The organism is Comamonas sp. HJ-2, assembly GCF_053615495.1.
On sequence record NZ_JBSIFD010000034.1, the window covers coordinates 1 to 21,701 of the forward strand.

A 21,701-nucleotide genomic window follows, 5' to 3' on the forward strand; every position below is an offset into this window, starting at 1 on the left:
GTTGTCATTGTGTTTGCGGACAAGCAGGCTCTCGCCTGCGGTGGATTGTCCGTTTACACAAAATTCTGCACACCCTCCTAGCTCGGGACAAGTGAACTTTTCGGGCAACGACGTTACTGGCCGGAAGCCTTATCACATGGCTCGCATGGGCATTGTTCGCAGCTTTCAGAAGACAAATATTCTCAAATCTCTTACCGTATTTGAGAACGTCCTGACCGGTCACTACCTGGAGGCCCATCAGTCACTATGGCGTACGTTCTTTCCCAACCGTGCGGTTCGTGCAACCGAATCCGCCGTAAAGGAAAGCGCGGAACACATCGTTCACACCATGGGCCTAACTCATCGCATGCACACACCAGCATCGGTACTGTCGTGCGGCGAGCTCAGACTTCTAGAAGTGGCGCTCGCGCTCGCGGCTAAACCCGAAATTCTCATGCTGGATGAACCTGCAGCGGGCCTCAATAGCCAAGAGGCTCGCCAGTTCGGTGAGATTCTTAAAACTCTACGAGGCACCCTGGTTCAGTCCATTCTGATTGTGGAACACAACATGAGTTTGGTGATGGGTGTCTCAGACCGTGTCGTTGTCATGCATTTCGGTGAAAAGCTGATTGAAGGAACACCTGCACAAGTTCAAGCCGACAGCCGAGTGGTTGAAGCCTACCTAGGCGGTGGAGGAAAGAAAGCATGAACGCAATTAGCAAGCATGAAATGCATGCAAGCGCACAGGGCAAAGCCTCTGGTACGCCCATTCTTGAGCTGCGCGATCTGTATGTCAGCTATGGAAAGACGGCTGCACTGCATGGAGTGAACCTAAGCATTTTACCAGGTGAAGTCGTTGCACTGATTGGTGCAAACGGCGCCGGTAAGACCACCACTTTGCGAGCTATTTCAGGTCTACTCAAACCAACACGCGGTGAAATTTTCTTCCAAGGGAAAAGCATCGGTGGCCTAGCAGCTGACCGCGTAGTTGGACAAGGTATCGCGCAATCTCCAGAGGAACGTCATGTATGGCCCAGCATGACAGTGGACGAAAACCTGTCCATGGGGGCCTATCTATGCAAGTCCAAGTCTGAAATTGAGCGACGCATGGGCCTGGTCTATGAGCGCTTTCCTCGCCTCAAAGAACGACACAAGCAACTGGCCGGCACATTAAGCGGTGGCGAGCAGCAAATGTTGGCCATTGGTCGCGCGTTGATGTCAGAGCCACGTCTTTTGCTGTTGGACGAACCCAGCCTTGGTTTGAGTCCTCGCATGGCTGAAGAAGTATTCGAGTTCGTTCGTGAAATCAACGCCCATGGTGTCACCGTGATTCTGGTGGAGCAGAACGTGCACAACGCTTTGTCAGTCGCCACACGTGCTTATGTCTACGAAACAGGCCGTGTCGTGGCAGACCGCAATGCAGCTGGTCTGCTCGAGGACCCTGAGATCCTCAGCGCTTATCTTGGTGGCTAAGCAACTTCTAGGGGGCACCCATATGCATCTTTTATTTGTTCAAAAATTAATTAATTAATCGTTCAATCAACTCAGGGCAGCGGCACTGCCCAGATCAAGGAGTCACTAAAATGAGTAAATCACTGCGAGTGGGCATCGTCGGCGGCGGTATTGGAGGCGTAGCTCTGGCGCGCTCACTTCGGTTGTCTGGCATCGACGCATACGTTTTTGAGCGCGCGAATGCATTTGGAGAAATTGGCGCAGGCGTTCAGATGACGCCTAATGCAGCCAAGGTTTTACGAGCACTGGGACTTGGCGAAGAACTGGCACGTATCGGCTTCTTACCCAATGCCATGGTTGGACGTAACTGGGACGATGCCCGAGAACTGTTTCACACGCCCTTGCGCGAGGTGTGCCCAAAGTTGTTTGGCGCAGACTTTTGGCATGTGCATCGAGCAGATTTGCATGCGATCTTGTGCCAAGGCATCCCTGCAGATCGCGTGCGCTTTAACGTCTCATGCACTGGAATTACCCAGCTCAAGGACAAAGCCGTAGCGCATTTCAGCGATGGCACTCAATTTGAAGCCGACCTGATCGTTGGTGCTGATGGCATTCACTCTGTAGTGCGAGATTCTCTGTGGGGTAAGACACCTTCGCAGTACACCGGACATATGTGCTGGCGCGCAGTAGTTCCGGTAGAGCAGCACCCGCTGCCTTTTGTGACCCCGGACGCCTCATTCTGGATGGGCCCCAAAGCACATATCGTCACCTACTACGTCAAAGGTGGCGCCGCAGTCAACATCGTTGCAGTCAACGAAAGCGCGAACTGGGTCACAGAGTCGTGGACTGAGCCCAGTACCCGAGAAGAGTTGTTAGCTGCATTTGAAGGCTGGCACGACAACATCATCCACCTCTTTGAGAAGACCGACGCTCAACAAATCTTCAAGTGGGGATTGTTTGATCGCGACCCTATGACCCAGTGGTCAAAGGGCAATGTGACGCTTCTGGGCGACGCGGCCCACCCCATGCTGCCTTTCCTCTCGCAGGGTGCGGCTATGGCCATTGAGGATGCCTATGTGCTTGCTACAGCAATCTCGCATTTCAGCGGAGACCTGAATGAAGCGCTCAATGCTTACGAAGCTGAGCGTCGTCCACGCACCGCTCGCGTGCAACTAGAAGCACGTGAACGTGGTCGCACCTATCACCTTTCCACTCCTGAAGAGAAGAGAAAGCGGGACGAGGACTTCCAGAACGCCCAGACCAAGGATCCCAATGCCGTGGGTATCAAAGCCGAATGGGTCTATTCCTACGACGCAACCGCCTGCGTTGAACGCTTTAACGAAAACACCAAGGTCGCTACGGCTTGAACTCAGGAGACAAGATGACAATGAAAACCTCATTCCGTATCGGACAAATCGTTCCCAGCTCCAACACCACAATGGAGACTGAGATTCCTTCCATGTTGCGCCTGCGTGAACAAGTGCGCCCCGAGCGTTTTACCTTTCACTCTGCTCGCATGCGAATGAAGCATGTCAACAAGGATGAGCTTGCGGCTATGGATGCCGAAAGCGATCGCTGTGCCTTGGAACTCAGTGATGCGCGTGTGGATGTACTGGGCTACGCTTGCTTAGTTGCCATCATGGCCATGGGTCATGGATACCACCGATCGTCACAGTCGCGCCTCAGCAAGGCAACTGCGAGCAATCAGGGGGAAGCTCCGGTAATCACCAGCGCAGGGGCCTTGGTGGATGCTCTAAAGGTCATGGGGGTCAAACGTATTGCGTTGGTAGCACCATACATGGTGCCCCTAACCAAATTGGTCATTGACTACATTGAGCACGAAGGCTTTGAGGTCAGTGACTGGAGAGCGCTTGAGATTGCAGACAACTTGGAAGTTGGTCGTCACGACCCCTCTAAACTGCCTGCCATCGTTTCTGGCATGAAGACTGACGATGTCGATGCGATCGTGCTCTCCGCCTGCGTACAAATGCCCTCGCTCGCAGCGATTGCTCAAGTAGAAGCCGCGACAGGTAAGCCGGTGGTGACAGCAGCCGTGGCGACCACCTACGCGATGCTAAGCGAGCTCGGCCTAGAACAAGTAGTCCCAGGAGCTGGTGCGCTGCTATCGGGCGCCTACTCAACGAAGAAGGCTTCCTAATGTTCGACAGCACCTTTCTCTACGGCGCGCAGGTGCGGGCCAATGACATACGTCAACACTACCTCCGCTACGGCGGTAACAAAGACCAACGTGCCGAGCGCGATGCGGTCATCATCGTCCCCGGCATTACCAGTCCAGCAGTTACATGGGGCTTTGTTGCCGAGCGCTTCGGACGCCAATTTGACACATACGTACTCGATGTCCGCGGTAGAGGCCTAAGCGAGGCATCCAGTGCCCTGGATTACAGCCTGGATGCCCAAGCTGCTGACCTCAATGCGTTCGCATTGGCACTAGGTCTGTCCAAATATGCCTTCGTCGGCCATTCGATGGGAGGGCGCATTGCCATTCGAGCAGCGTCCCATCACCCTATCGGTCTTACGCGTGTAGTAGCCGTCGACCCCCCCGTCTCAGGCCCGGGTCGTCGAGCATATCCAGCCAATCTAACTTGGTACATCGACTCAATCCGCATGGCATGCAAAGGAATCAGCCTTGAGCAAATGCGCGAGTTTTGTCCCTCATGGAGTGATGAGCAGTTGCGATTGCGCGCACAGTGGTTGCACACCTGCGACGAACGCGCGATTGTCGCCAGCTTTAATGCCTTCCAAATGGACGACATTCACGCCGATCTTCCACACATTGCAGTACCGCTAATGCTGATGAGTGCAGAACGAGGCGATGTAATTCGCGAAGAAGAGGTATCCGAAATCCGGGCGCTGGTGCCAAGCCTGCACGAAAAGCGCGTCAGTAATGCTGGTCACATGATCCCCTGGGATAACGAGGAAGGTTTTTATCAAGCCTTCGGTAACTTTCTCGGCCAAGCGCTGGAGTAACGAAATCATTTAATACGGAGATTGCCATGGCCATCAGCGACACCGAACTTATCCGCGCCTGGACACAAGTACTAAACCTCTCCAAGCTCAAACGCGGCGATGCCGTCACTGTGCTGACGAGCGACCACACCCACCCTCAAACCCTACGCTGTGCGATCACTTCGGCCACTATGCTGGGTGCCTGCGTAAGCCAGCTCAACTTGCCACCGGTCAATGGCGAGAAGTCACTCAGCCGCGATACCCTTGCCTATCTTGGCACGACGCCACTCACGGGCAATCGTGCAGCGATTGCTGCACTGAAGGCCAGCGATCTGGTGCTTGATTTGATGACACTGCTGTTTTCTCCTGAGCAGCATGAGATCCTGGCGTCAGGCACAAAAATCCTGCTTGCAGTAGAACCTCCCGAGGTCTTGGCACGCCTAGTTCCCACACTTGAAGACTATGAGCGCGTACAAGCTGGTGTAGCGCTACTAAAAGGCAGGCGTGAGATGCATGTCACTTCTCCTTCAGGAACTGATCTTCACTTACCACTTGGCGAATACCCGGTAACCGCAGAGTATGGATTCGTCGATCAGCCCGGCCGTTGGGATCACTGGCCTAGCGGCTTCGCCTTTACCTGGCCGAACGAGGGGGGCGCGCAAGGCCGCATTGTCTTGGCCAAAGGCGATGTTTTGCTTCCCATGAAAAGCTATGTAGGCGAGCCCATCACGCTCACAGTGGAGAACGGCTTCGTGACTAGCATCGATGGCGATGCCGAAGCCGAATTGCTTCGCGAATACATCGAGTCTTTCGACGATCCAGAAGCTTATGCAATTTCACATGTGGGCTGGGGTCTGCAAAAGCGTGCTTTTTGGTCAACGCTAGGCCTCTATGATCGCGAGGCTACTCTGGGCATGGATGCTCGAGCCGTTAGCGGCAACTTTCTTTTTTCCCTTGGTCCTAACAACGAAGCTGGGGGCAGTCGAACTACTGCTTGCCACATCGATATCCCAATGCGGCACTGCAATGTTTTTGTCGATGGGCTGCAAGTCGTGAATGACGGCCAAGTCGTGGAGTCACTGATGAAGCCTACAAAATCTGCTTACGCACTGGAGGTTACCCATGCTTGACGAGTCTCACGTCTATTCACGCCAAGGCTTCGGTGCGGGCTTGGGCATTAAAGCCCCCATCGGTCTTCTAATCGTGGACTTTGTAAATGGATTTGCTGATCCTGGAACTTTCGGCGGCGGAAACATTCCTGAGGCCATTGATCGCTCCGTAGAGCTACTTTCGACTGCCCGTGAGCATGCATGGCCCGTAGCACATAGCCGTATTGTCTACGCTGATAACGATAGCGACGCCAATATCTTCAGTACAAAAGTGCCAGGCATGTTGGGATTGAAAGAGCACTCACCTGCCAGTGCTATTGTCGATGTTCTTGCACCTGCACCTGGTGAGTTGGTCGTGCGAAAAACTGTTCCCTCAGCGTTCTTCGGCACCAACCTCGCTCCCTGGCTCACGCAACATGGAGTACGCACCTTGCTGGTGGCCGGCTGCGTCACCAGCGGCTGCGTACGCGCCAGCGTGGTGGACGCCATGTGTTGGGGATTTCGTCCCATCGTAATTGAAGACTGCGTGGGCGATCGTGCGATTGGCCCGCACGAAGCCAGCCTGTTCGACATGCGTCAAAAATATGCAGATGTCATCAGCCTAGCAGCTCTGCATGCCCAACTTGTCACGCTTAAACGCTGAAATCGAAACCTAGTCCGCTAGGAATCCGCCGACCACGAAGCGCGTCACTTGATCAATGAGCGCTTCGGTGTCGTCCGGGTCATAAAGCCCTTTAGGTGTCATTTCCTCCATTCGATGGGTATCCGAAAACGCGTAGAGATATGTGCCAACCATCAATGTAACGCGCCAATACGCATCCAACTCCGTTAGCTGTGGCAGGGCCAACCGGAAGGCCTCCACATAGCGTTGAGTAGATGAGCCGTAAGCGTCGGTACGTACTTTGTATGAAATCTCCGGCGGCTCTGTATGCATGCGAGCTTGCAGCCTCAAAAACGATCGTCCCTGTAGAGTCGCACGCAAGGCCAATGTCGGAGAAAGAAAGGCATGCACAATTTCTCTAACAGTAGGCTTGCCCCTGCATAGCAAAGCTTCAAGCAAATCGGTACGTTGCTGCGAGATAAGCTGCCCTCGGCGCAGAAAAGTCTCTTCGAACAATCCGTATTTCGAACCAAAGTAGTAGCTGATCAAAGCCTGCGTGACATTTGTCGCTGCTGCGATCTCCCGCAATGAAGTTCCTGCATAGCCCAGTTCCGCGAACTGCGCCTCTGCTGCATCCATGATCTCATCGCGAACCGCACTAATTCCCTCGGGCCGCCCTGGCTTTCTTTGCTTGACCCGCTTGCTAGGAGCGTGGCCGATAACATCTATTTTTTCCATTTAATTAATCGATTGACCAATAATGAAGTATATGTGTAGCGCACTGTACGTGTAAGGCCGGTACACAGTGTTTTTATAAGTACATCGACAACCATTTCCTGGATATCCACCGACCTAAAAGAAGCCGACCAGGATATGGCTAACATCGACCCGCATTTGTGGCGTCTCTAGGCAGGGAGCGTGGCAATGGAAAAGTCTGAAAATATTGCGAGGTTGTTGATTTCCACGCAAAACTGACCCACCGGGGGCTAGTGGGGATGCGGACAAAAACTTGGACTACCAGGGGAGATGTAATGGATGCCTCTCTGCCTACGGGCAGCTCAAAGGCCGCAGAAGCATAAAGATGAACAGCGTGACCGTTTTGGGAGTGTGCTTGTTCGCTAGACGAGCTGGGCTCTTGAATGGATACGGTATCAAAGTGCCCGTGGCTTGATAGACCAATGTCTTCACAAACATCAGCGAGGTTTCGTCATGCATCGTTGTACTACCCAAAGCGCGGGGCAAATCATCGGTCAGGTGGCCGGCCTGCAGGTCATTGGACTGGACATCGCCAAAAGCGTGTTCCAACTTCACACCGTGGACATGAGCACAGGCGAGATTGTCAACGTGCAGCTAAAGCGGGCCAAGGTTTTAGGGCACTTCGCCAACCGTGCACCTTGCTTGATCGGCATCGAAGCCTGCGGCGGAGCGCACCACTGGGCCCGTGAGTTGACGGCGCAGGGCCATGCCGTGCGGCTGATTCATGCCAAAGCCGTGCGCCCATTCGTGAACGGCAACAAGACCGACGCTACAGATGCACGCGCCATCTGGCTGGCGATCCAGCAGCCGGGTACCAAATTCGTGGGCGTGAAGACGCTGGCGCAACAAGCCACGCTCACCTTGCATCGTCAGCGCGAGATGTTGATGCGGATGAAGATCATGCAGATCAATGCGTTGCGGGGACTACTCTATGAGTTTGGAGCCACCTTAGCGCGAGGCAAGAAGGCGTTGTTGGGCGAGTTGGAACTCGCACTGGAGGCGCTTGCCAACAGCATTCCACAGTATGTCGTCGATAGCCTGCGCGAGCAGGCCCAGCGCATCAAGCAACTGGCGATAGACATTAAGGCCATCGAGGTGAGGCTTGCAGAGGTCCTGCGCATTGACGTGGACATGAAGCGTGTGGCGGCGATACCCGGGGTAGGCCTGCTCTCGGCTACAGCGGCCATCGCCACTATGGGAGAAGCCAAGGCATTCAAGTCGGGGCGCGAATTCTGTGCCTGGCTGGGTCTGGTACCCAAGCAACGAGGCACAGGTGGCCGGGTAAATCTTCTGGGGATCTCCAAACGGGGCGACACCTACCTGCGGACTTTGGTTATTCACGGTGCGCGTGCGGTACTGAGACATGCGAAAGAGCCCGGCCCATGGCTGGAACAGCTTCAAGCCAGGAGGCCAACGAACGTTGTGATCGTGGCACAGGCGGCCAAGATGGCGCGAACGATCTGGGCCGTTACGGCCCGACAGCAGGACTACCAACGAGGCCACCAGAGCACCAGGCCGCTTGGGGCTTGAACGGATAGCAGATCAACCCGAGAAAGGAGGATGTGAAGGCGATGAGGCAGCAACAAAGCAGCGTGATGTGAAACAGGTCAGACCGGGACGAGCTAAACCTGGATGAACTACCGGACTTCAAAAGTCCGTCCTAGGAGATGAGGCGCTCGTCAGCGGATTACATCGGGGCCAGCGGACAAGGGGCAACCCAGCGTCCACATCACAGGCCGGATACAAGGCAGCAGCCGACTTCTTCACAAAGCATTGCGGGTTACTACTCATGGCTGGGAGGCATCCATACAAGGTAGCTCATGTACTCATACGCAGACAGGATTCGTGCAGTTGAGCTTTATATCAAGCTTGGCTTGCGTGTCAGAGCCACGATTCGCCAGTTGTGCAACAACGCCCATCAAAAGCTGAGGGTCGGGGACGTCATCCAGATTAGCGGACAGCACAATCATTTCCCCCTGGTCGAGACTGCCTCCCATAGCGTGTTGGTGGCCGGAGGGATCGGCATCACGCCTGTTCTTGCCATGCTAAGGAGGCGGGATGCCCTGTGCAGGACGGCGCACCTCTAGGCGCAACAAAGCATTGAAAGGATGCTTTGTTGCGCCTAGGGCGGCCCTCAGAAGTTGTGCCGGACTCCCATGTAGATATTGCGCGAGCTTCCGTTCGCCGAGCCGACTAAAGTTGCTGGAGCTTGAGCAGTTCCGGTGCCCAGTACATACTGCGATCCGTTCTTGTTGGTAATCCGTGCGGCGCCAAAGTAGAGACGCGTTCGCTTAGACAGGTCATAGTCACCGCCAAGGGCAATCCAATTGGCATCGCGATTGCCAGTCGAGGTCGTGTAGTCGGAACGGTCGTTAACTCGAGTGAACTGGGCAATAGCGGTGAACGGCCCGAATGGCACGCGTACGCCAACGTTGGTCAGCCTGAACTCGCTCCTTGAAGTCCCAGGCATTCGGGCGATGGTGCCGGTGCAGGTGCTGCAGGAGTTCTTTTCAACCGTCGTACCGAAGAAAAACTTGGCGAAGCGGGCATCATAGGACCCCCCAAGCACCATTGCCGAGACCTTGCCTGAAGCAGCGTTGTCCGCGCCATCCTGCTGTTGGAAGCCAGCATTGAGGTCAAAGCTATCAACCTGATAGCGTGCAGATACTCCGTAACCGCGACCGATCGTCGCGGACTTCTCGCCAAAGGAATACTGCCCGCGCACCTCAAGGCCACCCCAACGTGGGGATACATAACTGATGGCGTTGTCCTGGCGCGCCGCTATCCCCATCGGCAACACCTGACGCTGCGTTGTTGTGTTGATGTTTCGGGTGAGCGACAGCAGCCCGCCCGCCCCCTCCCAGATGAAGGCATCCACATTACCCTGTACTGAATAGTAGGGCGTAGGAATGCGCCCCATCTGCACGGTACCGAGCCTTGTATCGCTGAGGCCAACCGATGCTTCGCGCCCGAACGCACGGCCGCCTTGGGCCAATGTACCTTCATCGAGATAGAAGCCTTGCTCTAGGCGAAAAACGGCGGAGAGCCCTCCTCCCAGGTTCTCTACACCTCGGAAACCTAGGTTACTACCAGCACTGCCGCCCGAATACACGCGACTGATGCTGGAGCCGCCCGAGCGGGGCGTGTCGACGCCGGAGTCCATGCGTCCATAAATGGTGACATTTCCTTGCGCGTTTGCAGCTCCGCAAACGTTGAGCAACACAGCGCATGCCACAGCATGCTTGGCTAGTCCGATCATTGGTGCCTCCTTCATTTTGTTTGGGGCCTTTGCCCCAATTCCTCTTCTTCACAATGCGCTTGATTCTTTACGGGCAGCCCTACGCGCAACCTTCCAGCATCCGCATGAGTGGCTGTTAGCTCATCACTCTGGTTGGACTTCTGCCCGTGTCAGCACCGCACGAGTTTGAGCTCTTCTTCGATGTTCTGGGCAAAGGTTGTTGGGGACTCCCTGGTCGGCAGCACGCCCAGCGTTTCCAGGCGCTGCTTTACGTCGGGCAGTTCGGTGACTTTGCGCAGGGCATCGCTCAGATGGGCGAATTCCGCCGCAGGCAAATCCCTGGTGGCCCAGAAGCCATAGATGCTCTTGGTCGCCACGCTCGGATCCCGTCCCTCGGCGGTGGTCGGAATGAGCCTGAGCGGGCCCGACAGCCGCGTTTGCGAGGTCGTCGCAATAGGCTTCCGGTTCTATTCCGGTTTCAGGTTGGCCAGCTTGGCCGCTGCAATGACCCGGCTATTTTCAGATGCGAGCTTTGCCGCCAACTCGGCAGGACCTCCAGCAATGGAGTCGACTCCTGCTTTTTCCAGTTTGCTCTTCACTTCGGGATCGTTGACGGCTTTCTTGACCGAATCGCTGATCCTGTTCCGATACGCCTCAGGCGTTCCTTTCTTGGCCAGCATGACCACGGTAAAGCCAAAGTCGAAGTTCTTGGCGTACTCGGAAATGGCAGGAATGTCCGGATTGGCCTTGCTGCGAGCCAAGGTGTTGGTCGCCAGTATTCTGGCCTTGCCACTTTGGACGAAGCCCGTCAGGTTCGGGGGGGAGGCGAATGTTATGTCGACTTGGTTGCCGATCAGTGCCGGAATGGAGGCGGAGCTACCCTTGAATGGGACATGCTTGACATTGATGCCCAGCGAATGGGCCATGGCCTCTGCCGTCAGGTGGTGGATTGAACCGATTCCGGAAGACCCGTAATTCAACTCGCCAGGATGCTCTTTCGCATATTGAATGAAATCCTGCATGTTCTTGAAGGGGGCGGAAGAGTTCGTTACCAGGAGCAGAGGGGCCACACCGACCAGGGAAACGGGATCCAGATCTCTCTGGGCATCGTACTTGAGGTTCTTGATAATGATCGGAGAAACCGCTAGCAGAGGGCCGTCCGTAACCAGGAGGGTATGACCATCAGCAGGGTATTGCTTGATGGCCGTGACGGCGACGCCGCCGCCGCCGCCGGGCTTGTTTTCGACAATTACCGGCTGCTTGAGGTCTGCCTGCATTTTCTCGGCTAGAACCCGGGCCACGGTGTCCGGCAGTCCCCCTGGAGCGTAGGGTATGACCAGCTTTACGGGCTTGTTCGGGAAATCGCTATCAGCATAGGCAAAGATTGACAACGCCTGGAGGGCAATTGCAGCCGATATTTTCAAGAAAGTTCCTCTTGTCATGACATGTCTCCTGATTTTTGTGATTTCTTACGGCACCGACGCCATCCGCTCATGTACCGGCATTAAGATGTCCGCACAATTCCTGTTTAAAAAATGACATGCACATTTGCAGCCAGCAGCAACGATGTCGGCATGCGGGCGACGCAGATTGATGCGAAGTCGGGCTTGGCCACCTCTTCTAGATGGTGGAGGCAGCTTCGGCTGCGGCGCACAAAATCTTGTTCTCTGCGTCGCAACTGCTTCTCTTCATTGACATGCCTCACCTCTATTTTATTAGACGTCTAAAATTATTATTAGAGGGCTAGCGTGATTTTTGGTCGGTGATATCCCTAGGGCTCGTCATCAATTGAGCCAGACGACAGCGGCCGCAAGGTGGATCCCTCCCAAGAATGCCGCTGCCGTTTTGTCATAACGCGTGGCAATGCCCCTGTACTGCTTCAACCGCGCAAAGAAGTTCTCAATGAGATGCCGCTCTTGGTAGACATGGCGGTCATACCCGCGCTGAGTTTTGCACGTCCGAATACTGGGAATGACAACCTGCTTGCCCTGGCGCAGCAGTGGTTCAACCACGCGTTCATGGGCGTCATACGCTTTGTCGGCAATCACGGCTTGCGCGTCGGTGCGCGCAAGCCAGACATCTGCACCTTCCAAATCCGATGCCTGCCCTGCTGTGAGATGGAAACCAGTGGGGTTGCCAAGAGCGTCAACGGTGGCATGGATCTTGGTGCTCAAACCTCCTCGGCTGCGACCGATGGCTTGGCTTTGCCCCCTTTTTGCACCCGCGCTGTGCTGATGGGCACGCACGATGGTTGCATCGATCATGGCGTACTCGTTATCAGGCAGCGCACTGAGTGCTTCAAACACCCGCAGCCACACGCCCGAGCGGCTCCAGCGCATGTGGCGCAGGTGAACGACTCGAAAGTCGCCAAAGCGCTGGGGCAGATCGCGCCAAGCAATACCGCAGCGATAGCGATACAGCACAGCGTCAACAAGGAGACGGCTATTTTTGGCAGGAGCGCCCACATGCCCGGCCCTGCCAAGAAGTAGGCTTTTGATTTGCTCCCATTGGGCATTGGTCAGTGCATGTCTACGAATGACGCTACTGATAACGTAGCAACTATCGTATTAGATGACACGTCCTAGTTGTTTAGTCCCGGCATTTGATGGATTGGATCAATCCTGAAGCGTTTGGGCTCGGATGTCCACTGCTTGCAAATGAATTCATACGGGGTCAAGCCCTTGAGCGTCTTGAGTCTTCGGCCGAAGTTGTAGGCATCGATGAAGTCCGCCAGATGCTGTCGTAGCTGCTCGTGATCGTCGTAATGGAAGCGTTTGACGGTAGCTTCTTTGATGGTCCGATTCATTCGCTCAACCTGGCCATTAGTCCAGGGATGCTTAATCTTGGTGAGGCGATGTCCAATGCCATGTTCAGTGCAGACGCGGCCAAAAATGTGATCGCCAGCGTACCGATCGCAGGCACGGTTCGCAAACTGGATACCGTTATCGGTCAGTACCGTATGGAGGGCGTATGGCACTACCTTGATCAGATTGCGCAAGAACTGTGCAGCAATCATCTTGCCGGCCTTGGCATGGAGTTCGGTCATTGGCCACAAACAGATAGAGCTTGCCTTCGGCTGTTTGCACCTCGGCAATGTCGACGTGAAAGTAGCCGATGGGGTAGATCTTGAACTTCTTCTTGGCAGGCTTGCCGCCACCCACCTCTGGTAGCCGCGAGATGCCATGACGCTGCAGACATCGATGCAGCGAGGAGCCGTCAGATACGGGATGGTCGGTTGCAGTGCATAAAGGCAGTCGTCCAGTGGCAGCTAGGTATGCCTGCGAAAGGCGACGATCGCAGCCTCATCCTCAACGGATAAAACGGTGGAGCGCGGCCGCCTCGGCCCTGTTGGTAGATCGGTGACCGAGGCCCGCTTCTTCCACTTCGCCACCGTCTTCTGATTGATGCCATAGCGCGCAGAAAGCGCTCTCAGGCTCTCTTGACTATTTTGTATTGCTCGACGGACTGCCTCTGCCGTTGTGGCGCTCCCGTGCAGAACCTGGCCCATAGTGCTTCCTTCCATTCAAGGTAAAAGATTGCACCATCAAAACCTGGGATCAAATAGAGCATGGATCCCGTGTTCTGGTGGGGATATCTGGGTCTTGGCTTGGGGAGAGGGGTGTCTCGGATGCTCCTTGGAGCACTGTCAAAGCTTGCGTCGCAACAGGATGGGCTTGCCGCCCATATTCAGCTTGGTCATCCAGGCGGCCAGTGCGGAATCCAGATAGTCTGCATGACCTGGGAACCACTGGAAGAGGGCCATGCCGATATCCTGGACTATGTCGGCGCCGGCTTGTCCTTGTGCAACAGCTTCCTTGACCTCGCGGACCGACTTCAGCACTGCTGCATGCTCGTCGAGATGGCAGTCCCGAGGAGGGAAGTTCGTGGTGCGCATCCATTCATCTTCCTGCTCGAAATGGCTGATGGCATGCTGCTCGAACTGTTCGATGGCCTGGGCGGCATTCTTCTCCGTGCAGGTCACCAGTTTCAGCGCAGTCGCGTAGAACTCCTCATGCACATCATCCATGGGCGTAAATCCCAGTAAGCGTGCATCGGTCCAGGCGAGACTGTTGTCGTCGACCGGCGTGGGTGCACTGGCATCCCGAGCCCTGGTGGCTGAGGTAGAAGTCTGCTCATCCATGTTCAATGTCCCTTGTTATGTTGGTAGGCCAATGCCTGGCCGTGCCAACCGAAGTGGCTGGTGGCTCAGAGGTCCAGTACCAATTCCGCAGATTTTGCACGCGATACGCAGACCATAATCTGTGCATCCTTTTCATCGTCCCGTAGCACGAGATCCCGGTGGTCCGCTTCGCCCGAGCACAATCCTACCCGGCAGGAGCCGCAGGTACCGCTTTCGCAGGAGCTTGCCACGCGCACGTTCGAGGCACGCAGAACGTCCAGAATCGAGCGGTCGCTCGGAATTTCCAATGAGGTGCCGGTGCGCTTAAGCTGCACCGTGAATGGCGTGTTTTCCTTTGTGTTGGCATTGCCGGCGCCGAAACTTTCAAAGTGAACGGTGCCGGACGGCCAGTGGCCTGTCATGTCCTGAACGGTATCCATCAGCGACTGCGGTCCGCAGCAATAGACATGTGCAGCCTTGGGACGCTCGAATAAGGCCCAGAAGTCGAATGCTTTCGCCGGGTCGCCGAAACTGTGGTGGATCTTCACCAACGAGCGCCATTCGTCGCTGCTGAGCTCGTCGAGAAAGGCCGTGCCCTCTGGATCCCGAGCCAGATAATACAATTTGAAGTCCCGCAGGCCTTCCGCCTTCAACTGGCGTGCCATGGACAGCATGGGCGTGATGCCGATGCCGCCAGCCACGAGAATGAACGACTTGGCGCGTTCATCAAGCGGAAATTCGTTGCGCGGCAGAGAGGCTTCGATCGAATCCCCTGCGGATGTGTCGTCGACCAGACTCATCGAGCCGCCACGGCCATTGCTGTCGCGCTTCACGGCGATGACATAGCGATTGCGCTCTTGCGAGTCGTTGCAGAGCGAATAGCTGCGGCGCATGCCGTTGGGGGCCACCAGCGTCAGATTCGAGCCAGCCTCGAACGGGGGCAGCGGCGCGCCCTCTGGATGGGTAAGTTCAAAGCGCCAGATGTCGCGTGCAATCTTTTCCTTCTCCGCGATCTTCAGACGCAGAAAGCCGCTTTCCTGGGTGGTCATGCCTGTCTTCCTTTACTTGCTCGACAATATTTGCAATTCTATTGTTAGAGATCTAATTATGCAAGCGGAGTAGTTGACTTGCGCACGGTTTCGCGCCAGGGGAAAACCCTGCTTGTCGCTACTCTCGAAGCCTCGTAATCTAATAAATAGATATCTAATGAATAGATTTCTAGCAATAAAGGCTTGATTGCGGCGGCCGGTAAAGCGAACTCAGACGTGTTCGCTGCTCCGCCAGCTCAAGCGGGCAGCAGACAAAACGCCTCCAAGAGACTCCGAAATGACAGATTCCACGTTGAACTACGTGGGTGCGCTTCCGCATCAAACTTCCGACCCGGCAACCGTCGAGACAACCTATCGCAAGATCACTCTCAGGCTGATGAGCTTTCTGTTCTTCTGCTGGGTGCTCAACTATCTTGATCGCGTCAATATCAGCTTTGCGCAGTTGCATCTGAAGCACGATCTTGGTCTGAGCGATGCCGCTTACGGTCTGGGCGTGAGTCTGTTCTTCATTGGCTACATCCTGCTGGAGGTGCCGAGCACGCTGCTGCTCAGGCGCATCGGCGCACGCAAGACCATCACGCGGATCATGCTTTTGTGGGGGGGGATTTCTACTGCCATGGCATTCATGAACGCCCCGTGGCAGTTCTATCTGGCCCGGACGCTGCTTGGCGCGGCGGAAGCAGGCTTTTGGCCCGGCATCATTCTTTATCTCTCGTTCTGGTATCCCGCCAAGCTCCGCGCCCGCATCACGTCGCGGTTCCTGCTGGCGATTGCTGTGGCCGGCATCATCGGCGGTCCGCTGTCGGGTCTGATCCTCGAGAACTTCCATGAAGTCTGGGGCTTTCGCAACTGGCAGTGGCTGCTGTTCTTAGAAGGCCTGCCGGCCGTGGTCGCGGGCATTGTGGCTTGGTTCTACCTGACCGACAAACCACAGGATGCGAAGTGGCTGACCAATCAGGAAAAGCTCATCGTCCTGAACGCCCTGGAAGAAGAGAACCGCCAGAAGCCGGAGAACGCTCCGAGCAGCCTGATGGCCGCTTTGCGTGATCCGCGCGTCTATGTGATTGCTGCAGGCTGGGCCACGGTACCCATTTGCGGCACGATCCTGAACTACTGGACGCCCACCATCATTAAGCAGACGGGCGTTTCCAACATGCTGCACATCGGCTTTCTGTCGGCTCTGCCTTACTTGGTCGGTGCCGTTGCCATGCTGTTTATTGCCCGCAGCTCCGACCTGCGATTGGAGCGCCGCTGGCATTTCGCCCTGTCGACCACCGCTGGTGCCATTGGCGCGTTGATGCTGACGTTGTTTACAGAAAGCCCGGTGGCTGCGATTGTATGCCTGAGCCTGGTTTCGGTGAGCTATTTCGCTGCGGCGGCTATTGTCTGGACCATTCCGCCGAACTATCTCACGGGTGAGGCTGCAGCAGGCGGGATTGGCGTCATCAGCAGTCTGGGGCAGGTCGGAGCTTTTTTTGCGCCCATCGTCCTGGGTTGGGTGAAGAGCGCTACCGGCAGTTTCTCGGCTGGCATTTTGCTGGTGGCTGCGCTGGTCTTCATCGGAGGCCTTGCCGTCTTCTTTGGCGTGCCACGCCAGCAGGCGTCACAAACAGGCGCATGACAATGCGCTCCGAATCGATTTTGATCGTCACAAAGGAATCAACATGAGCAAGCTTCAACTGTCCATCGCGGTGGGCAATTACGACCGGATGCGTCCGCTGATCGACGGCGACGTCCAGATCGACGGTGTGGACCCGGTGTTCATGCTGCAGGATCCGGAAGAAATCTTCTTCCGTGCGTTCCGCACCGCCGACTACGACATCTGCGAGCTGTCGCTCAGCAGCTACTCGGTGAAGACCGCAGCCGGCACCTCGCCGTACATTGCCGTGCCGGTGTTCCCTTCGCGGGCATTCCGCCACAGCTCGGTCTACGTGCGTGCCGATCGCGGCATCAACAGCCCGGCCGACCTCAAGGGCAAGCGCATCGGCGTGCCCGAATACCAGCTGACCGCCAATGTGTGGGTGCGCATGTTCCTGGAAGAGGAGTACGGCGTGAAGGCCTCCGACATCCAGTGGGTGCGCGGCGGCTACGAAGATCCGACCCGCATCGAGAAGATCTCGCTGAAGCTGCCCGAAGGTGTGTCGCTGGTGAATGCGCCGGAAGGCCGTACCATCTCGAACCTGCTGGCCGATGGCGAAATCGATGGCGTGATCGGGCCGCGTGCCCCGTCGTGCTTCGACCGCGGTCACCCGCAGGTCAAGTACCTGTTCGAGGACCCGCAGAAGGCTGCGGCCGAATGGTATGAGCGTCGCAAGCTGTTCCCGATCATGCACACGCTAGGCGTGCGCAAGACCCTGGCAGAGCAGCATCCCTGGCTGCCCGGCGCACTGGTCAAGGCCTTCGAGCATTCCAAGGCGGTGGCACTGACGCGCCTGAGCGACACTTCGGCTACCAAGGTCACGCTTCCGTTCATCGAGGACCAACTGCGCAATGCGCGCCGCCTGATGGGCCAGGATTTCTGGTCGTATGGTTTTGCCGAGAATGCCCATGTGGTTGACCGTTTCCTCGCGCAGCACCATGCCGAAGGACTGTCGAGCCGCCGCCTCCAGCCTGCTGAGCTGTTCCACCCGGCCAGCCTGGAGAGCTTCAAGATCTGATCTCATCAGCTGCTGCGGATATTGCCGCGCACTTGGTCGACCAAGTGCGCGGCGTTTTGTATGTACAGTCTGCTTTTCCGTTAGCCGCAGCATCACGTCTACAATGCACTCGCCCTGCGATGGCGCAAGGTATCCGTACCGATACCGTGGTGCTCGGCTTGTTCGTATCGGTGTGGTTGGCATACCTTTTGAATTGACAAAGCATGAGTGCAGAACCGGGGAAGCGGTCCGTGCACTTGTGAAGGCACTATGATTTCAAGCAGTCTGACGATGGCCGTGAAGGAGAAAGCATGACAGCCAGACCCTCTTCCAGCAAGGCACCGGATTCCAAAGAGAACCCGATCCTGCGGCATTGGCGCGAGGCCGTACCGGATGATCGTCTCGCTCACCTGGTGAAGGATGCAGGCCGGGCGATGGTTCGGGGGCTGCAGATGCGCCTGGCTCAGTATGAAGTTTCTTTCGGTCACTGGGCGTTTCTGCGCATTCTGTGGGTCACCGATGGACTGACGCAGAAGGAACTAAGTGACGAGGCAGGTACCACCACGCCGACCACTTTCAGTGCGGTGTCGGCGATGGAGAAGCTGGGATACGTCGAACGCCGCTATGCGCCCGGCAATCGCAAGAATACCCACGTGTATCTCACGCCTCGCGGTCGCAGCCTGGAAAGCAAGCTGGTTCCATTGGCCGAAGAAGTGAACGAGATCAGCGTCAAGGGCCTGAAAGGCTCGGAGATCGACATCGCGCGCAAGGTGCTGCTCACGATCATCGAAAACATGGCACGCGACGAAGCAGAGAAGGTGCATGACTCCGTGCTGCGGATTCCTTCCACCCGGGAAATGGGGCACCTGATTGCCGCTCGCGGCGAGGAGTGCGAAAACTGTTGAGCAGGCTCCAGGAAAGAAAAAACCTCGCATTGCGAGGTTTTTTCTTTCCTGGAGCCTGCCGTCAGAGCAGTACGTCCGTACCCGTTTCGCTCGACTTCAGAATCGCGATGCAGATTTCCAGCGTGCCTTTTGCCCACTCCCCATCATGCAGGGGGGCTTGGCCCAGGATGACGGCATCGTATAGTTCGTCGATCACCTCGGCGCGCGGCACGGTCGGGCGCGAAAGCGCAAGCGTTTCGCGCTGCTTGTCGCCGTACACGACGACGGAATCGGGTAGGGGGCGCAGGTCGGCACGTTCGCAGGACACGATCACCGGGCCGAAATGCTGATGACTGCGTGCCGGCTCTTCTGCTGCCCACGAGGGCTGCTTGTAGGCGGCACCACCGTACGTACCGGCAGCCTTGAGCTTGGCTTCGTCCTCTGCCGAGGCAATGGTGGCCAGACGCTTGCGCGCACTCCCGTAGGCATCCGGATTCAGGTGATCGCCCATTTCACCGATCCAGCCAGTCCACTCGTCACTGTTGAAGTGACCGTAGCCGTTGTACGAGAGCGAGGCATAGGCGCCGTTCTCGAACCAGATCAGGGCGGAATAGGCGCCTTCGGTCGGGCGCAGCGGATCCCAGCGACCGACGCTTGCGCGCAAGCGCGTGGCACGCGAGCTCGCGAGCATTCGCACGATATCGACCTGGTGCGCAGCCTGGCTGAAGACGGCACCACCGCCTTCGGCCGTCATCAGTTCTTCGGGCCGGCGCGGACGATACAGGTAATCGGTGTAGTTGAAAGCTTGGATCATCTTCACCGCACCGAAATCGCCCGAGCGGATTAGCTCGCGCGTGCGCCGGTACGGCGTATCGAAACTGTGGCAGTGCCCGACGATCAGATGCACGTTCGCGGCGCGGCAGGCCGCGATCATGCGATCACAGTCAGCCGCGTTGAGCGCCATCGGTTTCTCGACCAGCACATGCTTGCCCCTGGCTGCGGCAATCTCGGTGTGTTGGGCGTGGAACTGGTGCGGGCTGGCCACGTAGATGGCTTCCACATTCGGATCTTCGGCCAGGTCCTGCACGTCTGTGTAAGTCCTTGCGTTGAAGTCGGCAGCGAACTGCTGCCGAGCTTCCTCGCGCGGGTCACACGCGGCAACGAGCTGGACCCTGGGGTCCTGAAGGAAGGTGGGCAGCATCAGCGAGAATGCCCGCCCCAGTCCTGCAACCCCGATCCGTAAACGGCGCTGTTCCATGGCCAGTTCCATCCGTTGATTACTGCTTGACCTGGTAGTCGGTCGCGGCCTCGGCGGCTTGTTCGTCCGACACGGCATGCTTGGCGCTCACGTAGCGGACCTGGTATTCACGCCAGTCGGTTTCCTTCGGCACCACAGCCTGGTATGAGCAGATCGTGCCAGGGATTGTCTTGGCACCGGTGCCGATGGCCTTGCCGTCCTGCTTGTATTCGGCGATGGCATCGAGCATGCGACGACGGAACTCGACAATGGCGAGATCGCTGGCACCCAGGCGTTCGTCCGAGCGGTTGGCGATGGGGCCCATCGTGACCCACATGGCGATGTCCTGGTTCGGGAAGCCGGTGATGCCGGTGAAGTTGCCGGCCTTCATAGCTTGGCGGTCTTGCCAGAAGCGGTTTTCGTGATTGCGCAGAGGACGGTAGCGTTCATCAAGGTCTGGGCCGACTTGAGTATGCAGGAACTTGCGCCAGGTTTCGGTTTCCGGCGTGGTAGCTGCATCACCCCAGGCGATGAAGTAGAACACCGTATTGGTGTCGTCCATCGGAACGTTGACGTTGGCGACGTTGTACAGGTTGTTCGGCGGAATCAGCACAGTGCCGGGTGCGACGAACACGGTCGAGCGCACATAGTCGTGCGTGGAGGCATTGAAGATCGGGCGGCGCAGGGCGGCGTAGCGGAAACCATATTCGGTGCGCTGGACTTGCAGGCGGGGAGCCTTGTCGGTGGAGGGGCGCAGCCAGTTATTGTCCGTGGCTTCGGCGCCGGTCACGCGTGCCGGCACAAAATCCGACGAGTGCAGGCTAGAGCTGTGTGCGGAATCGATGGCGCCTTCGAGGATCTGTGCCCAGTTGCATGGCAGCAGTACCTTGCCGATGCTCACACGGGTGTCTGCAGTCGGTGCCCAGGCTGGAGCGACGAATTCGGGGATGGCGTCCTGAGCACCCATGTAGGCCCAGACCATGCCGCCCCATTCCTTGGTCGGATAGGCAGTGTGTTTGACCTTTTCGGCCATGCTGCTGGCGGCGGGCTCGGAGACCATTTCGAGCACGTTGCCTTGCACGTCGAACTTCCAGCCGTGGTACAGGCAGCGCAGGCCGCCGTCTTCGTTGCGGCCGTAGACCAGCGAGGCGCGGCGATGTGGGCAGTACTCGCCAACCACGCCGACGCGACCTTCGCTGTCGCGGAACACGACGAGGTCTTCGCCGAGGATGCGTGCCTTGACCGGCGTGCCGTCCGGTTCACGGACCTCTTCAATCAGGCAGATCGGGGTCCAGTGTTCGCGCATCAGCTTGCCCATGGGGGCTTCGCCTTCTACGCGGCACAGCAATTCGTTTTCTTCATGAGTCAGCATCGTTGTCTCCTGGCGATTACTCGCCTTCAGCAGTAGGGGTACTTAATTATATTAGAGATCTAGTTATATTGACAAGCCTGTTTGACAAGATTGTGTGGCTTCGATGGGGGCGGCCTGTGGCCAATCACAAACCTTTGATTGAGAGACATGAAACAAAGCCCTCTCGAAATTCTCCGGAAGGGCTTGGGATGCTGTATCAGAGGCTGGCAATCCAGCTTGATGTTGCTCGACTTGATCCACTTAGCACGCACGGCCCCGCCGCTACATGGATATGCTGGAAGAGGTCGGCATGAATCCAGCC

At 56.8% G+C, this 21,701-nt stretch carries 20 protein-coding genes and 1 pseudogene; 11 read left to right on the top strand and 10 right to left on the bottom strand.

The annotated features are described in order from the left end of the window. The 7 genes from ACWGXF_RS21815 to ACWGXF_RS21845 form a co-directional block, all read left to right on the top strand. On the top strand, positions 1-688 hold a 688-nt coding region (locus ACWGXF_RS21815; protein WP_452102491.1), incomplete at its 5' end, for an ABC transporter ATP-binding protein. Next, positions 685-1,452 (top strand): ABC transporter ATP-binding protein, encoded by a 768-nt coding sequence (locus ACWGXF_RS21820; protein ID WP_019042225.1) that lies wholly within the window; start codon positions 685-687, stop codon positions 1,450-1,452. The genes ACWGXF_RS21815 and ACWGXF_RS21820, both read left to right, overlap by 4 nt. Positions 1,453-1,562: 110 nt before the next feature. Continuing rightward, the gene (locus ACWGXF_RS21825; RefSeq protein WP_029158323.1) at positions 1,563-2,798 is read left to right on the top strand and encodes an FAD-dependent monooxygenase; all 1,236 of its coding nucleotides are present in this window, start codon (positions 1,563-1,565) and stop codon (positions 2,796-2,798) included. A gap of 20 nt (positions 2,799-2,818) precedes the next feature. Then, positions 2,819-3,589, top strand: coding sequence for a maleate cis-trans isomerase family protein (locus ACWGXF_RS21830; protein ID WP_029158322.1), 771 nt, complete (start codon positions 2,819-2,821; stop codon positions 3,587-3,589). Beyond that, on the top strand, positions 3,589-4,419 hold the full coding sequence (locus tag ACWGXF_RS21835; protein WP_256496330.1) for an alpha/beta fold hydrolase: 831 nt from the start codon (positions 3,589-3,591) through the stop codon (positions 4,417-4,419). The genes ACWGXF_RS21830 and ACWGXF_RS21835 overlap by 1 nt, the downstream gene beginning before the upstream one ends. A gap of 26 nt (positions 4,420-4,445) precedes the next feature. Further along, entirely contained in the window at positions 4,446-5,528 is a 1,083-nt protein-coding gene (locus tag ACWGXF_RS21840; protein WP_253233665.1) for a M29 family metallopeptidase, read from the top strand. Further along, positions 5,521-6,150 carry an isochorismatase family protein gene (locus ACWGXF_RS21845; RefSeq protein ID WP_029158321.1) on the top strand — a complete coding sequence of 210 codons (630 nt, stop codon included), beginning with the start codon at positions 5,521-5,523 and terminating at the stop codon, positions 6,148-6,150. The genes ACWGXF_RS21840 and ACWGXF_RS21845 overlap by 8 nt, the downstream gene beginning before the upstream one ends. A 9-nt stretch (positions 6,151-6,159) precedes the next feature. On the opposite strand, the gene ACWGXF_RS21850 is transcribed toward ACWGXF_RS21845, so the two are convergent. Continuing rightward, positions 6,160-6,846 (bottom strand): TetR/AcrR family transcriptional regulator, encoded by a 687-nt coding sequence (locus ACWGXF_RS21850; RefSeq protein ID WP_253233666.1) that lies wholly within the window; start codon positions 6,844-6,846, stop codon positions 6,160-6,162. Between the two features lie 471 nt (positions 6,847-7,317). Here ACWGXF_RS21850 and ACWGXF_RS21855 point away from each other — a divergent pair, with 471 nt between their 5' ends. After that, on the top strand, positions 7,318-8,394 hold the full coding sequence (locus ACWGXF_RS21855) for an IS110 family RNA-guided transposase (protein ID WP_256496331.1): 1,077 nt from the start codon (positions 7,318-7,320) through the stop codon (positions 8,392-8,394). A gap of 604 nt (positions 8,395-8,998) precedes the next feature. On the opposite strand, the gene ACWGXF_RS21860 is transcribed toward ACWGXF_RS21855, so the two are convergent. The 7 genes and pseudogenes from ACWGXF_RS21860 to ACWGXF_RS21890 form a co-directional block, all read right to left on the bottom strand. Next, positions 8,999-10,123 carry a porin gene (locus ACWGXF_RS21860; RefSeq protein WP_452102492.1) on the bottom strand — a complete coding sequence of 375 codons (1,125 nt, stop codon included), beginning with the start codon at positions 10,121-10,123 and terminating at the stop codon, positions 8,999-9,001. A 149-nt stretch (positions 10,124-10,272) separates the two neighbouring features. Continuing rightward, the gene (locus tag ACWGXF_RS21865; RefSeq protein ID WP_314354002.1) at positions 10,273-10,479 is read right to left on the bottom strand and encodes a hypothetical protein; all 207 of its coding nucleotides are present in this window, start codon (positions 10,477-10,479) and stop codon (positions 10,273-10,275) included. Between the two features lie 90 nt (positions 10,480-10,569). Further along, positions 10,570-11,544: a Bug family tripartite tricarboxylate transporter substrate binding protein gene (locus ACWGXF_RS21870; RefSeq protein WP_012837644.1), complete on the bottom strand. Its 975-nt coding sequence runs from the start codon at positions 11,542-11,544 to the stop codon at positions 10,570-10,572. A 342-nt stretch (positions 11,545-11,886) separates the two neighbouring features. After that, positions 11,887-12,639, bottom strand: coding sequence for an IS5 family transposase (locus ACWGXF_RS21875; protein ID WP_256496899.1), 753 nt, complete (start codon positions 12,637-12,639; stop codon positions 11,887-11,889). 44 nt (positions 12,640-12,683) lie between these two features. Then, positions 12,684-13,610: pseudogene (locus tag ACWGXF_RS21880) on the bottom strand (IS481 family transposase). Positions 13,611-13,748: 138 nt separating this feature from the next. After that, the gene (locus tag ACWGXF_RS21885) at positions 13,749-14,243 is read right to left on the bottom strand and encodes a bacteriohemerythrin (protein ID WP_256496332.1); all 495 of its coding nucleotides are present in this window, start codon (positions 14,241-14,243) and stop codon (positions 13,749-13,751) included. Positions 14,244-14,308: 65 nt separating this feature from the next. Continuing rightward, positions 14,309-15,271 carry a PDR/VanB family oxidoreductase gene (locus tag ACWGXF_RS21890; protein ID WP_012837648.1) on the bottom strand — a complete coding sequence of 321 codons (963 nt, stop codon included), beginning with the start codon at positions 15,269-15,271 and terminating at the stop codon, positions 14,309-14,311. 277 nt (positions 15,272-15,548) lie between these two features. Here ACWGXF_RS21890 and ACWGXF_RS21895 point away from each other — a divergent pair, with 277 nt between their 5' ends. The 3 genes from ACWGXF_RS21895 to ACWGXF_RS21905 all read left to right on the top strand — a co-directional run bounded on the left by ACWGXF_RS21895 (position 15,549) and on the right by ACWGXF_RS21905 (position 18,812). Next, positions 15,549-16,892, top strand: a complete 1,344-nt coding sequence (locus ACWGXF_RS21895; RefSeq protein WP_012837649.1) for an MFS transporter — start codon at positions 15,549-15,551, stop codon at positions 16,890-16,892. 43 nt (positions 16,893-16,935) lie between these two features. Then, a complete protein-coding gene (locus tag ACWGXF_RS21900) occupies positions 16,936-17,928 on the top strand; it encodes an ABC transporter substrate-binding protein (RefSeq protein WP_012837650.1) in 993 nt (330 codons plus the stop codon). A gap of 290 nt (positions 17,929-18,218) precedes the next feature. Beyond that, the gene (locus ACWGXF_RS21905) at positions 18,219-18,812 is read left to right on the top strand and encodes a MarR family winged helix-turn-helix transcriptional regulator (protein ID WP_012837651.1); all 594 of its coding nucleotides are present in this window, start codon (positions 18,219-18,221) and stop codon (positions 18,810-18,812) included. 61 nt (positions 18,813-18,873) lie between these two features. On the opposite strand, the gene ACWGXF_RS21910 is transcribed toward ACWGXF_RS21905, so the two are convergent. Continuing rightward, a complete protein-coding gene (locus ACWGXF_RS21910) occupies positions 18,874-20,049 on the bottom strand; it encodes a Gfo/Idh/MocA family protein (protein ID WP_029158425.1) in 1,176 nt (391 codons plus the stop codon). 19 nt (positions 20,050-20,068) lie between these two features. Next, complete coding sequence (locus ACWGXF_RS21915; RefSeq protein ID WP_012837653.1) at positions 20,069-21,400, bottom strand: Rieske 2Fe-2S domain-containing protein; 1,332 nt, start codon at positions 21,398-21,400, stop codon at positions 20,069-20,071. Positions 21,401-21,701: the final 301 nt, after the last annotated feature.

Excerpts from the sequence above, each read along its gene's own strand:
- ACWGXF_RS21820 (WP_019042225.1), top strand. The coding sequence starts at position 685 with ATGAACGCAATTAGCAAGCATGAAATGCATGCAAGCGCACAGGGCAAA.
- ACWGXF_RS21825 (WP_029158323.1), top strand. The coding sequence starts at position 1,563 with ATGAGTAAATCACTGCGAGTGGGCATCGTCGGCGGCGGTATTGGAGGC.
- ACWGXF_RS21830 (WP_029158322.1), top strand. The coding sequence starts at position 2,819 with ATGAAAACCTCATTCCGTATCGGACAAATCGTTCCCAGCTCCAACACC.
- ACWGXF_RS21835 (WP_256496330.1), top strand. The coding sequence starts at position 3,589 with ATGTTCGACAGCACCTTTCTCTACGGCGCGCAGGTGCGGGCCAATGAC.
- ACWGXF_RS21840 (WP_253233665.1), top strand. The coding sequence starts at position 4,446 with ATGGCCATCAGCGACACCGAACTTATCCGCGCCTGGACACAAGTACTA.
- ACWGXF_RS21845 (WP_029158321.1), top strand. The coding sequence starts at position 5,521 with ATGCTTGACGAGTCTCACGTCTATTCACGCCAAGGCTTCGGTGCGGGC.
- ACWGXF_RS21850 (WP_253233666.1), bottom strand. The coding sequence starts at position 6,846 with ATGGAAAAAATAGATGTTATCGGCCACGCTCCTAGCAAGCGGGTCAAG.
- ACWGXF_RS21855 (WP_256496331.1), top strand. The coding sequence starts at position 7,318 with ATGCATCGTTGTACTACCCAAAGCGCGGGGCAAATCATCGGTCAGGTG.
- ACWGXF_RS21860 (WP_452102492.1), bottom strand. The coding sequence starts at position 10,123 with ATGATCGGACTAGCCAAGCATGCTGTGGCATGCGCTGTGTTGCTCAAC.
- ACWGXF_RS21870 (WP_012837644.1), bottom strand. The coding sequence starts at position 11,544 with ATGACAAGAGGAACTTTCTTGAAAATATCGGCTGCAATTGCCCTCCAG.
- ACWGXF_RS21885 (WP_256496332.1), bottom strand. The coding sequence starts at position 14,243 with ATGGATGAGCAGACTTCTACCTCAGCCACCAGGGCTCGGGATGCCAGT.
- ACWGXF_RS21890 (WP_012837648.1), bottom strand. The coding sequence starts at position 15,271 with ATGACCACCCAGGAAAGCGGCTTTCTGCGTCTGAAGATCGCGGAGAAG.
- ACWGXF_RS21895 (WP_012837649.1), top strand. The coding sequence starts at position 15,549 with ATGACAGATTCCACGTTGAACTACGTGGGTGCGCTTCCGCATCAAACT.
- ACWGXF_RS21900 (WP_012837650.1), top strand. The coding sequence starts at position 16,936 with ATGAGCAAGCTTCAACTGTCCATCGCGGTGGGCAATTACGACCGGATG.
- ACWGXF_RS21905 (WP_012837651.1), top strand. The coding sequence starts at position 18,219 with ATGACAGCCAGACCCTCTTCCAGCAAGGCACCGGATTCCAAAGAGAAC.
- ACWGXF_RS21910 (WP_029158425.1), bottom strand. The coding sequence starts at position 20,049 with ATGGAACAGCGCCGTTTACGGATCGGGGTTGCAGGACTGGGGCGGGCA.
- ACWGXF_RS21915 (WP_012837653.1), bottom strand. The coding sequence starts at position 21,400 with ATGCTGACTCATGAAGAAAACGAATTGCTGTGCCGCGTAGAAGGCGAA.